This is a genomic window from Nocardia seriolae NBRC 15557, assembly GCF_007990715.1.
In the GTDB taxonomy this organism is placed as follows: Bacteria; Actinomycetota; Actinomycetes; order Mycobacteriales; family Mycobacteriaceae; genus Nocardia; species Nocardia seriolae.
Window position 1 is genome coordinate 12,335 of sequence record NZ_BJWY01000023.1, and the last position, 14,132, is coordinate 26,466.

Genomic DNA, 14,132 nt, shown 5'->3' on the forward strand with positions numbered 1-14,132 from the left:
CGGTGGTTTCCGACCCCCGACAGCCCATACGGCCTATCTCATCGCCGCAACAACGGACCATATTACGGGCCGCTCACGCGGCGGGGTGCTCGCCCCGCCGCGCGTGAGCGGGGTTACCGCCCGTGTTCGGCCAGTCCACCGAGGGCCTGCACCCAGCCCTCGACCAGCTGTTTGACCTGGTCGAGTCCGAGTACCGCGCCCACGAAGTCGAAGCGGGCGGTGAGCCCGTCCTGGCTGGTGTCCACGGTGATGTCCAGGTACAGGTCCTGTGCCACCGGTTCCGGGTAGACCCGGGCCGGCCGCAGGTCGCGGTAGCGGAAGCCGATGCGGCCCACCGGCAATACCGCGATCTCCGCCTCGGTCTCCGGGTTCAGGTGCCGCAGCAGCCCGAAGCCGACGCCCCGGGACGGCACCTCGCGGGAGCGGTCGCGGATCTGCTCGATCACACTGCCCGCGCCGGGCCCGCCCGAGCGCACCTGGGCGAGGTCGAGGCCCTCGAGGCGCAGCGGGAACGGGTAGGCGGTGCTGAACGCGCCGACCGTGCGCTGCCCGTCGCCGTCGCCGGGTTCGCGGCCGTCGGCGGTCAGCCGCACCACCGAACCCAGGGTGTCGCGCAGGACGCGGGCATCCGGGTCGAGCAGGGTGGCGGCCAGCGCGGACAGCAGCACGTCGTCGATGCTGGCGTCGTAGCGGCGGGCGACGGCGTCCACGGCGGCCGCGCCCTCGCCGGTGATGGAGACCGAGACCCGGCCGCGGCCACCGGATTCGAGGTCGGCGCGCACCCGGTCCGGGGAGACGCCCGGGGCGGCATCGGCGAGAGCCTCACGCCACCAGTCCAATTCGTCCACGGTGTCGGCTTCCAGGGCCCGCTGTGCGAGGCCGCGGGCAATGCCGAGCGGGTGGGCGTCGGCGCTGGGCGGGGTGGCGTGGCCGCCGGACCAGGAGGCGGTGAGGTCGTCGATGACCGTGCGCCACGAGGTGTCGTCCACCACCAGGCCATTGGCGACCACCACCAGCACGGCGGCGGGCCGGTCCTCAGCGTCGCCGGCGGCGGTGTTCTCCACCAGTACGAAGCGCATGTTGTAGCCGCGCTCGGGATCCAATTCCGCGGCGGCGGCGTGGATCACGGCCTCGATGGGGTCGCCGACGGCCTCCACGTTCGGGTCGATCTGCCAGACCACCGCGGCCCCGCGCGGCTGCTGCGCGGGAATGTCGAGGACGGCCGCGCCGCCGTCGCGCCGCAGCCGGGCCCACAGGCCGGGGTGGCGGTCGAGCAGGGTGGCCACCGAGCGGCGGACCCGGGTGCCGGACAGGCCCGCGGCGATATCGAGGGTGATGGCCCGCACGCGCAGGCCGGACGGTTCGCCCTCGAGCAGTCCCACCGCACCGGCGGGCAGCGGCGAGGTCTCGCCGACCGAGGTCAGGCGGGGGCCGGTGGTCGGCTGCGGCACGGGCCGCGCCGTTTCCCGGCTGGTCGAATCCTGCACCGGCGCGGTCGCTTCGGCCGCGACCGGCGCATCCTCTTCGGCCGCCACGGCTTCCTCGTCTGCCTCCGCCACGGCTTCGTCGGCGGCTTCCGGGTCCTGGGCGTCGTGCGGCATGAGGCCCGCGGCGAGGTCCTCAGGCTTGATGACCGGCAGCACCTGGGTGATGGCCCAGTCCGCGCCCGCGTCCCAGTCGTCCTCGGCCGCAGCGGGTTCCGCCGTAGCAGGCTCGGCCGCCGGGGTCTGTTCCGCACCGTCAGCGCTCACACCGGCGCTGTCATTCACACGGGCACTGTCATTCGCACCGGCGCTGTCATTCGCACCGGCAATGTCGCCGAGCACGCCGGAGTCGGCGCGGGCGAGGAGTTCGGCCAGGCGCGGGCCGATCTCGGCGAACGCCTCGGCGGTGGTCATCTGCGAATGCCGGACGTGGACAACGTGATCGGCGACGCCGTCGGCGAAGGGCGACCATTCCGCGGCCGAGCCGACCCGTTCGCCCTCATTGTGGATGGTGGCGCGGAACAGTTCGATCGGACCGTCGAAGCGGTCCGGCCGGTATTCGCTGACCAGCTGGACCGCGCCCATGGCGCCACGGTAGATGCGGCGCATCCGGTCCAGGTCGAGCACCGCGAGTTCCGGCGGCAGGGCGGCGACCAGCGCGGCCAGGGCGTCGTCGCCCAGGTCGCGCAGGTCCGCCGGGAACGCGTCGGCGGGCACGCCCAGCGCCACGAATTCGTCTCGCACCGTGGCCCGGAAGTATTCGAGGTCGATCTCCGGGAAGGCGTCGAGAATGCCGAGCAGTTCGACCCGCTCCCCCGCCGCGCGCAGTTCGGTGGTGAGGGCGTGGGCGATGAGGCCGCCCATGGAGTAGCCGACGAGCCGGTAGGGCCCGTGCGGCTGCACCTCGCGCATGGCGGCCAGGTAGCGGCCGATCATGTCGGCGAAAGTGGCCGGGTCGTAGTCGTTCTCGGTCAGTGCCGGGGATTGCAGGCCGAGGATCGGCTGCTCCTCGGGCAGGTGCTCGGCCAGTCCGGCGAACGGCCAGGCCAGCCCGGACAGCGGCGGCGCGCAGAACAGCGGCGGCCGCGAGCCTTCGGCGCGGATCGGCAGGATCGGGCGCAGGCTGGCGTCCAGCTCGGCCTCGACACTCCCTGCGCCGCCCTCGGCGATGCCTGCACTGCCCGCGGCGATGCGGGCGCTGAGCCCGGCCACCGTCGGGTCGGTGAAGAACCAGGCGACCCGGACACTTGCTCCGGTGCGGCGGTTCAGTTCGCCGACCACGCGGGTGGCCAGCAGCGAGTTGCCGCCGAGGGAGAAGAAGTTGTCCCGCAGGCCGACCCGGTCCAGGCCGAGGACCTCGGCCACGGTGTCGGCCACGGTCTGCTCCAGCGGCGTTGCGGGAGCCTCGAATTCGCGACGGGTGAGCACGGGTTCGGGCAGCGCCCGGCGATCCAGCTTGCCGACCGGGGTCAGCGGGATAGCGTCGAGCACCGTAATGGCCGTCGGCACCATGTATTCCGGCAGTCTGCCCGCGACGTGCTCGGTGAGCGCGGCGGTATCGATCCGGTGGCCCGCCACCGGCAGCACGTACGAGGCCAGGATGGTGGCCCCGGCCGCGGTCTTGTGCCCGACGGTGACCGCGAAGTCCACCGATTCGTGTGCGGCCAGCGCGGCATCGATCTCACCCAGTTCGATGCGGAAGCCGCGCACCTTGAGCTGGAAATCGGAGCGACCGACGTATTCGATCGAACCGTCCGCGGTCCAGCGCACCACGTCACCGGTGCGGTACATGCGCTCACCGGCCACATAGGGGTTGGCGATGAAGCGGTCGGCGGTCAGGCCCGGCTGCGCGTGATAGCCGCGCGCCAGTTGCAGACCCGACAGATACAGCTCGCCCGAGACGCCCACCGGCACCGGGCGCAGGCGATGGTCGAGGATCAGCGCCTGGGCGCCGCGGACCGGGCGGCCGATGGTGATCGGATCGCCCGGCGTCAGCGGCTCGCCGATGGTGATCACGATGGTGGTCTCGGTCGGGCCGTAGACATTGCGGAAGCGGCGGATCGCGCCGTCCGTGCCGATCGGCACCGCCCATTTCTCCACCAGTTCGGCGGGCATCGCCTCGCCGCCGGCGGCCAGCACGCGCAGCGAGTCCAGGCCGGTGGCGTCGAAGGTGGACAGCGCGGAGGTGGTGACGAACGCGTGGGTGACCTGCTCCTCGCGGATCAGGTCGGACAGTTCGGTACCGCCGTAGGTGCCCGGCGGCACCACCACGAGGGCCCCGCCCGCGCCGATGGCGAAGAGGAATTCCATCATGGCGGCGTCGAACGACGGCGTCGCGAAATGCAGTGCGCGCGAGGTGGAATCGAGCTCGTACCGCTCGACCTGCTCGGCGCACAGGCTGGCCAGGCCCGCGTGGGTGACCACGACGCCCTTGGGCACGCCCGTGGAACCGGAGGTGTAGATGACGTAGGCCGGGTGTTCCGGGCGCAGCGGGCGCGTCCGCTCGGCGTCCGTGACCGGCGTGTCCGGGTACCGGTCGACGTCGACCACGAATCGGTGCGCGTCCAGGGCGATCCACTCGGTGTCGCCCGAGATGTCGCGCAGGGCAGCGATATCGGCGCCCAGGGTGAGGCCCAGCGGCGCGCCCGAGTCGGTGACCATGTGCGCGATGCGGTCGCCCGGGTAGTCCGGATCGATCGGCACGAAGACGGCACCGGTCTTGAGCACCGCCCAGGTGGTGAGCACCGACTCGATGGATCGCCGAATGGCGACGGCCACCCGGACTTCCGGTCCCGCGCCGTGTGCGATGAGGGCGCGCGCCAGCTTCGAGGAGGCCGCGTCCAGATCGGCGTAGTCGAAGGAGCGGCCCCGGTACACCACCGCGGGCCCGGACGGATTGGCCGCCACCGCGGCGCTCATCAGCTCCGGCAGCGTGCGCGGCTGTTCGGCCGCGCCGCCGGTGCGGGTGGTGAGATCGGTGAACTCGGCGGCCGACAGCAGCTCCAGGTCGCCGACCGGATGGCCCGGCCGCGCGACGATATCGGTGAGCAGCCGCAGGAAGCGCTGCGCGAACGCCTCCACCGTCGACGCGTCGAACAGGTCGCGTGCGTAGGTGAAGATGCCGGTCGCGCCGGAGTCGGCGGTGCCCGCAATGGTCAGCTGGAGATCGAATTTGGCGGTGTCGACCTCGAAATCGACCGCGCCGATGCGCAATCCGGGGAGCTCGAATCCGGCGTCGGGCAGGTTCTCGAACGACAGTGCCACCTGGAACAGTGGATTGCGCGCGGTGGAACGCTCCGGGTTGAGCAGTTCGACCAGTCGCTCGAACGGAACGTCCGCGTGCGCGAAGGCGGCCAGGTCGGTGTCCTTGACCTCGGCGAGCAGGTCGTCGAAGCTCCGCTGTCCCGAGACGCGGGTGCGCAGCACCAGCGTGTTGACGAACATGCCGATCACGTCGTCGAGTTCGGCTTCGCCGCGGCCCGCGATCGGGCTGCCGATGGCGAGGTCGTCGCTGCCCGACAGGCGGGACAGGAAGACCGCGAGGGCGGTGTGCACGACCATGAACAGGGTCGCATTGCGTTCCCGTGCAAGGTCTTGCAGCGCGCGCTGCAATTCCGCACCGATCTCGAAGGTCACGGTGCCGCCGCGCAGTGAGGCGACCGGCGGGCGCGGGCGGTCCGAGGGCAGGTTCAGCTCGTCCGGGAGTCCGGCGAGAGCGGTCCGCCAGTAGTCGGTCTGGGCGGAGATGAGGCTGTCGGGATCGTCCTCGGAGCCGAGCACCTCGCGCTGCCACAGGGTGTAGTCCGCGTACTGGATCGGCAGCGGAGCCCACGCGGGGGCTTCGCCCTGCGCGCGGGCGGCGTAGGCCAGCATGATGTCGCGGGTGAACGGGCCCATGGACCAGCCGTCGGCGCTGATGTGGTGGGTGGCGAACACCAGGACATGTTCGGTCTCGGCGCCTTCGACGCGGAAGAGCTTGGCCCGCAGGGGAACCTCGCGCGCGACATCGAATCCGGCCGAGAGGACTCCGGCGATGCGGTGCGGCAGCGAACCGGTGGTCACCAGGACCGGGGTGAGATCCGGCACCACCTGGGCGGCGGGCCGGACGACCTGCCGTGCCACACCGTCGATCTGCGGATATACCGTGCGCAGCGACTCGTGGCGGCCGATGGTGTCGGCCACGGCCTGCTGCAATGCGGCCACATTCAGATCACCGGTGAGGCGCACGGCGGCCGGGATGTTGTAGGCGGCCGAGGTGGGGTCGAACTGGTTGAGGAACCACATGCGCTGCTGTGCCAGTGACAGCGGCACGATCTCCGGACGCGGCCCGGCCACCAGGGCCTTGCGGCCCAGGCCCGCATGCTGCTCCACCTTGATGGCGAGGGCGGCGACGGTGGGCGCTTCGAAGAGCAGGCGCACGGGGACCCGGGTGTCCAGCGCGGCACCGAGGCGGGCGGCGACCTGCGTTGCCACCAGGGAGTTTCCGCCGAGGGCGAAGAAGTCGTCGTCCGCACCGACCTGGTCGGAGCCGAGCACGTCGGCGTAGACGCCCGCCACGATCTCCTCGATCGGAGTGGACGGCGCGCGGTAGGCGGTGGCCTCGAATTCCGGTTCCGGCAGGGCCTTTCGGTCCAGCTTGCCGTTCACATTGAGCGGCAGGGCATCGAGCACCACGAAGGCCGAGGGCACCATGTAGGACGGCAGCGCCGCCGACAGCGCCGACTTCACCTCTGCCACATCGATATCCGAGCCCGCGGGCACCATGTACGCGACGAGCCGATCACCGGTGTTGGCGTCCGACTTGGCCAGCACCGCGGTCTGCGCGACCTCCGGCAGCGCCAGCAGCGCCGCCTCGATCTCGCCGAGCTCGATGCGGAAGCCGCGGATCTTGACCTGGAAGTCGGTGCGGCCCCGGTAGTCGAGTTCCCCGGCCGCGTTCCAGGCCACCAGGTCGCCGGTGCGGTCCATGCGCTCGCCGTGCCCGAACGGGTTGGCCACGAAGCGATCCGCGGTCAGTTCCGGTCGCGCGAAGTAGCCGCGCGCCAGCTGGTCGCCCGCCAGGTACAGCTCGCCGGACACGCCCACCGGCACCGGCCGCAGGCGTGCGTCGAGCACGTAGACGCGGCTGTTCCATTCGGGTGCGCCGATCGGCACCGACAGCCGGTCGAGGTCGGTGACCGGGTGGCTGGTGATGGACACCGCGGCCTCGGTCGGGCCGTAGAGGTTGAACAGCGCCGCACCCGGATTGGCCTTGCGAAAGCGCTGCGCCACCGTGGCGGGCAGCGCCTCACCGATGGCCAGCACCCGGCGCAGCGAATCGTTCAGCGCCCCACCGGATTCCGTCATCAGCGCGTCCAGCATGGACGGCACCGCGTGCAGCGTGGTGACCCGCTCGCGCGCCATGAGCGCGTTCAGGTACGCCGGGTCGCGGTGCCCGTCGGCGGTCGCGATCACCAGGCGGCCACCGGACACCGCCGCCGACCAGAACTCCCACACCGACAGGTCGAAGGTGGCGGCGGTTTTGAGCAGCACCGCGTCCTGGGCGCCCAGCCCGAATTCGGCGATCTTCCAACGCAATTGGTTGACCACGGCCCGATGCGGCACCGCCACGCCCTTGGGGCGGCCGGTGGAGCCGGAGGTGAAGATGACGTAGGCGGTATTGGCCGGTCGCAGCGGCAGCAGCCGCTCGGCATTGGTGACCGCGTGGCCGGCAAAGGATTCCAGGCGCAGATCGGCGAGGTTCAGCACCGGCGCGACCGAGGTGTCGAATCCGGCCTCGGAATTGGTGAGCACGCACAGCGGCGCGGCCGTCTCGAGGATGTAGCCGGTGCGTTCGGCGGGCTGGTCCGGATCCACCGGCACGTACGTGCCGCCCGCGACCGATACCGCGTACATGGCGACGACCAGATCCACCGAGCGCCGCAGGGCCAGCGCCACCCGGGTCTCCGGGCCGACCCCGCGCGAAATCAGGTAGCGCGCCAGGCGATTCACCCGCAGCCCGAGCTCGCCGTAGGTGTGGGCGGTCCCGCTCGGGCCGACCAGGGCGACGGCGTCGGGCGCTGCGGTCACGCTCGCGGTGAGCAGCGAGGCCAGCGTGGCGGCCGTATCCACCCGGTGCGCGGTGGCATTGCGCGCCGACAGGAGTTCGGTCCGCTCCTCGGCGGCCAGCAATTCGATGTCCCCGGCGCGCACCGAGTCGTCGGCCACCACGGCGGCGAGCAGGCGCTGCAACCGGTCCAGCATGCCCGCGACGGTCTCGGCGTCGAACAGCTCGGAGGCGTAGGTGATGAAGCCGCCGATACCGGCGGGCGCACCCGTCTCGTCGTAGGCGTCGGAGACGATCAGGTGCAGATCGAACTGCGACACATCGGCATCCGCGCTGAGCCCGGAGATGGTCAGCCCCGGCAGTTCCAGGGTCTCCCGCGCCATGTTCTGGAAGGACAGGCCGACCTGGAACAGCGGGTGGTGCGCGGTCGAGCGCGGCGGGCTGAGCACCTCGACCAGGCGCTCGAACGGAATGTCGGCGTGCGAGAACGCCTGCAGGTCGATTTCGCGCTGGCGGGCGAGCAGTTCGCCGAAGGTGGCGTCGCCGTCGACCCGGGTGTGGAAGACGACCGTATTGACGAACATGCCGATGAGATCGTCGAGTTCGCGTTCGCCGCGACCGGCCACCGGGGTGCCGATGGCGATGTCGGCGGTGCCCGAGAGCCGGGACAGCAGCAGCGCGAACGCGGTGTGCACCACCATGAACAGGGTGGCGTTGTGCGCCAGCGCGATGCGCGTCAACCCGGCGTGCACCTCGGCGTCGATGATCACGTTCAGGCGCGATCCGGTCAGCGACGCTACCGCGGGGCGCGGCCGGTCGGTGGGCAGTTCGAGCAGGTCGGGCAGGCCGTCGAGTTCGGTGCGCCAGTAGGCGATCTGCTGGGCGGCAACCGATTCCGGGTCGGACTCGTCGCCGAGCACGGCGCGCTGCCACAGCGCGTAGTCGGCGTACTGGACGGCCAGCGGGGCCCAGCCGGGCTCGGCGCCGGCGGCGCGGGCCGCGTAGGCGGTCATGATGTCGCGGGCCAGCGGGGCCATGGAGGAGCCGTCGGCGGCAATGTGGTGGGCGACCACGGCGAGCACGTACTCGCGCCGGGCACCCGGTGCGAGATCGGTGATTTCGAGCAGCCGCACCCGGATCGGCACCTGGCTGGTCACGTCGAACGGCGTCACCGCGAGCTCGTAGACGGCCGCGGCCACCTCGGATTCGGCGACTCGCACCGATTCCAGACGCGCGGAGGCGGTTTCGATGCCGGCCGGCAGCACGACCTGGACCGGGCCCTCGGGGGTTTCCGGGTACACGGTGCGCAGCACCTCGTGCCGGGCCACCACGTCGTCGAGTGCGGCGGTCAGCGCCTCCACGTCTAGGCTGCCCGAGACGCGCAGTGCGAAGGGCAGGTTGTAGGCGGCCGAGCCCGCGCCGATGGTGCCGTCGCCCTGGTCCTCGAAGCGATTGAGGAACCACATGCGCTGCTGTGCCGGGGACAGCGGCAGCCGCTCGGGCCGCTCGATGGTGCCCAGTGCGTGGGTGCGGCCGTGCCGGGCTCGGGATTCGCTGCCGCCGAGGGCTTCGATGGCGGTGGCGAGCGCGGTCACGGTCGGCGTCTCGAACAGGGCGCGCACCGGCACCCGCTCGCCGACGGCGACACCGAGCCGGGCCACGACCTGCGTTGCGACGAGGGAGTTTCCGCCGAGAGCGAAGAAGTCGTCGTCCGCGCCGACCCGTGCCACGCCGAGCACCTCGGCGAACACCTCGGCCACGATCTCCTCGATCGGCGTTGCGGGAGCCCGGAATTCGCGTCCGACGAAGGTGGGCGACGGCAGCGCCTTGCGGTCCAGCTTGCCGCTGGCGTTGAGCGGGAAGGCGTCGAGGGCCACGACGGTGGCCGGAATCATGTACGCGGGCAGGTGATCCGCGAGCGCGGGCAGCAGCTCGGCCTGATCGATGGTGTGCCCGGGCAGCGGCACGGCGTAGGCGACCAGCTGATCGCCCAGGTCGGACGGCATGACCAGGGCGACGGCCGCCGAGACCTGCGGCTGGGCCAGCAGCGCGGTCTCGATCTCGCCGAGTTCGATGCGCTGGCCGCGGAACTTCACCTGAAAGTCGGTGCGGCCGATGTAATCCAGCCGCTGCGGGCGATCGGCTCCGGCAGCGCGCCAGACCACCAGGTCACCGGTGCGGTACATGCGCTCGCCGGTCCCGAACGGGTTGGCCACGAAGCGATCCGAGGTCAGATCGGGGCGGCGCACGTAGCCGCGCGCCAGCTGGTCACCGGCCAGGTACAGCTCACCGGCCACGCCGGGCGGCACCGGGCGCAGCTGCCCGTCCAGCACGTAGACGCGAGTGTTCCACTGCGGCAGGCCGATCGGCACGGTGGGCCGTTCGTCGCCGCGGGCCTGCCAGTAGGTCACCGAGACGGCGGCCTCGGTGGGCCCGTACAGGTTGTGCACCTTGGCATCCGAGACGGCGGCGAAGGCCGCGACGGTCTCGGGCGGCAGCGCCTCACCGATGACGAACACGTCGCGCAGGCTGGCGATGCTCCCGGCGGCGGTGTGCGCGGCGAAGACCGTCAGCATCGACGGCACGAAGTCGGTGACGGTGACCCTGTGGCGCGCAATGGATTCCGCCACGTACAGCGGATCCCGGTGCCCGTCGTGGGTGGCGACCACCAGTTTCGCGCCTGTGCGCAGCGGCATGAAGTAGCCCCACAGCGACACGTCGAAGGTGGTGGCGGTCTTCTGGAGATACACGTCGCCGGGACCCATCGGGTACTCGGCCAGCATCCAGGTGGTCTGGTTGTGAATCGCCCCGTGCGACACCGCGACGCCCTTGGGGCGGCCGGTGGAGCCGGAGGTGAAGATGACGTAGGCCGGATGCTCGGGCAGCACCTTGCCGAGCAGTTCGCCCGGGGTCAGCGGCGCGCCGTTGAACACGTCGTTGTCGAGGACGTCGAGGTAGACCACGCCGGTGTCGTCCGGTACCGGGACCGCGTCGGCGATGGTGGTCAGCACGCAGACCGGTTGCGCCGTATCGAGAATGTGCGCGATGCGCTCGGCCGGATGGTCCGGATCCAGCGGCACGTACGCGCCACCCGCCGTCAGCACCGCGTACATGCCGATCACCAGTTCCGGCGACCGGCGCAGCGACAGGCCGACCAGCGCCTCCGGGCCCACCCCGTAGGCGATGAGCAGCCGGGCCAGCTTGTTGACCCGGCGGTCGAATTCGCGGTAGGTGAGCTCGACGCCCTCGTGGTGCAGGGCCACCGCGTCCGGGTGCGCGGCCACGGCCCGGCGGTAGCCGTCGAGCAGCAGTTCCGGCGCGACCGGATGCGCGGTCTCGTTCCAGCCCAGCAGGATTCGGTCCCGCTCGGGGGCGGCCAGCAGCTCGAATTCGCCGATCCGGGTGTCCGGGGCGGCCGCGATGCCCGACAGCAGCCGCACCAGGCGCTCGGCGAATCCGGCCACCGTCGCCTCGTCGAAAAGCTCGGTGGCGTAGGTGAATACGGCGGTCATGCCGCCCGCGACGCCATCGGTCTCGCGCGGGATCACCGACAGTTGCAGATCGAATTTCGCCACCGCGCCGTCGAGTTCGACGGCCTCAGCGCTCAGGCCCGGCAGTTCCAGGCGCGGAGTCTCGATATTGTGGAAGAACAGCGCCACCTGGAACAGTGGGTGGTGGGCCTGCGAGCGGACCGGGTCGAGGACTTCCACCAGGCGTTCGAACGGCAGCTCGGCGTGCGAGAAGGCCGCCAGATCGGTCTCTTTCGCGGTGTCGAGCAGCTCGGCGAAGGTGGCGGCCGGATCGATCCGGGTCCGCAGCACCAGCGTATTGACGAACATGCCGATGAGGTCGTCGAGTTCGCGCTCGCCGCGACCCGCGACCGGGGTGCCGATCACGATGTCGTCGTTGCCGGACAGCCGGGCCAGCAGGACGGCCAGCGCGCTGTGCATGACCATGAACGGCGACGCGCCGCCGCGCTGGGCGAGCTCGTCGAGCCGGGCGTGCAGCGCCGCGTCGATCTCGAACTTGTGGACCGCGCCGCGGCCGCTGGCGACCGCCGGGCGCGGCCGGTCGGCGGGCAGGTCCAGGCGATCCGGGATGCCCGCCAAAGCCGCACGCCAGTAGGCGATCTGGGTGGCGGCGAGGGATCCGGCCTGCTGCTCGTCGCCGAGCAGGGCGCGCTGCCACAGCGTGTAGTCCGCGTACTGGACCGCCAGCGGCTCCCAGGTCACCGCGGCACCGGCGTGGTGGGCGAAGTAGGCGGTCAGCAGGTCCTTCATGAACGGACCCACCGATGCGCCGTCGGCGGCGATGTGGTGCACGACCACCGCGATGACGTAGTCGCCGGAACCGATTTCGGCCAGCTCGATGCGCAGCGGCACCTCGGCGGCCACGTCGAAGCCGCGCCCAGCCAGCCCCAGCAGCCAGTCCGGCACCTGCTCGGGGGCGACGGGCCGCGGCGTGAGCGCCGGAATCGCCTGCGCGGCAGGCAGAATCATCTGGTAGCCGGTGCCGTCCACGGCCGGGTACACGGTGCGCAGCGTTTCGTGGCGTTCCACCAGATCGGCGATGGCCGCCCGCAGCGCGGCGATATCGAGCGCGTCGGTGCCGGGCTGCGCGGAGCGCAGCCGGATGGCGAACGGAATGTTGTTGGCGGCCGAGGCCGTATCGAACTGGTTGAGGAACCACATGCGCTGCTGGGCCAGCGACAGCGGAATCCGGTCGGGGCGCGGTTGCGGGGTGAGCGCGGGCCGCCCGCCCGCTCCCACCAGGGGTTCGAGTTGCGCGGCGAGTCCGGCGACGGTCGACGCGGTGAAGATCATGCGGGCCGGGACGCGCGCGGAGATCTCCGCGCCCAGCCGGGCGGCCACCCGGGTGGCGATGAGCGAATTGCCGCCCAGTTCGAAGAAGTCGTCGTCCGCGCCGATCGGATCGACCGGGTCGAGCAGGTCGGCGAAGACGCCCGCGACCAGCTCCTCCAGCTTGCCCGACGGTGCGCGGAACTCCTTGGTGCGCAACTGCGGTTCGGGTAGCGCGCGGCGGTCCAGCTTGCCGACCGGGGTCAGCGGAATGACGTCCAGCACCATGATGGTGGTGGGCACCATGTGCGCGGGCAGGCTCTGCTCGGCATAGGCGGTCAGCTCGTCCACGTCCACCACCGCGCCGGGTGCGGCGTGCACGTAGGCGGCCAGAATCGTTGCGCCCGTGTCGAGTGTGTGGCCGACGGTGACGGCGAAGTCCACACTGTCGTGCGAGCCCAGCACCGCGTCGATCTCGCCGAGCTCGATGCGGAAACCGCGGATCTTGACCTGGAAGTCGTTGCGGCCCAGGTATTCCACGTCGCCGGAGGGGGTGCGGCGGACCAGGTCGCCGGTGCGGTAGAGCCGGGATCCGCTGGGGTCCATGGGATTCGCGACGAAGCGTTCGGCGGTCAGGCCGGGTCGCGCGTGGTAGCCGCGCGCCACCTGCGCGCCGCTGATGTAGAGCTCACCGACCACGCCGTCCACGACCGGCACCAGCCGCTCGTCGAGCACGTATTCGGTGATGCCGCGCACCGGCCCGCCGATGGTGACCACTTCACCCGGCACCAGCGGCGCGCTGATATTGGTCATGATGGTGGTCTCGGTGGGCCCGTACCCGTTGTAGAACTCGCGGTTCGCGCCGCCGCCGAGGGGAAGTACCCAGCGCCGCACCAGATCCGGCGGGCAGGCTTCGCCACCGGCGACCACGACGCGCAGATCATCCAGACCCGCCGGATCCACCGAGGCCAGCGCGGCCGGGGTGATGAACGCGTGTGTCACCCGCTCCCGGCGCAGCAGCGCCGCCAGTTCGTCGCCGCCGAGCACGTCGGGCGAGGCGACCACCAGCGCGCCAGCGCCGCCGAGCGCGAGCAGCAGCTCCAGCACCGAGGCGTCGAACGACGGGGACGCGAAATGCAGTGCCCGCGAATCGGTTCCGGTGCGGTACCGATCGCGCTGCTCATCGCAGAAGCCGGACAGTCCGGCCTGGGTGACCACCACGCCCTTGGGCTTGCCGGTCGATCCGGAGGTGTAGATGACATAGGCCGGGTGCTCGGCCCGCAGCGGGCGCACCCGATCCGCGGCGGTGACGGCCTCGTCGGGGTATTCGGCCATCTCGGCGGTCAGATCGGCGGCGTCGAGGGTCAGCCACTCGACATCGTCGGCCAGGTCCGCGCGCACCGCGGCGACGGTGAGCCCGAGCACCGCCCGCGAGTCGGTGACCATGTGCGTGACGCGGTCCTGCGGATAGTTGGGGTCGACCGGGACGTAACCGGCACCGGTCTTGGCGACGGCCCAGACCGCGACCACCGAGTCCAGCGAGCGCGGAATGCCGATGGCCACCAGGTCCTCGGGCCCGATGCCGCGGTCGATGAGCAGCCGGGCCAGCCGGGTGGAGCGCTCGTCGAGCTCGGCGTAGGTCAGAGCGCCCAGCGTGGCGGCCGCGTCGGCGTAGACGACGGCGGTTCCGCTCGGATTCGCCTCCACCGCCGAGGCCATGAGCTGCGGCAAAGTGGTGACGCGCGGCCGACGGGTACGGGTGGGCCGCTGGCGAACCGGGCGGGTCATGCCCGCGCTCCCGCG

Annotated in this window: 1 protein-coding gene; it reads right to left on the minus strand. The window is 71.5% G+C overall.

Annotated elements, in window-relative coordinates:
• Positions 1-113: 113 nt before the first annotated feature.
• Entirely contained in the window at positions 114-14,117 is a 14,004-nt protein-coding gene (locus NS2_RS10260; RefSeq protein WP_147207138.1) for a non-ribosomal peptide synthetase, read from the minus strand.
• Between the last annotated feature and the right edge of the window lie 15 nt (positions 14,118-14,132).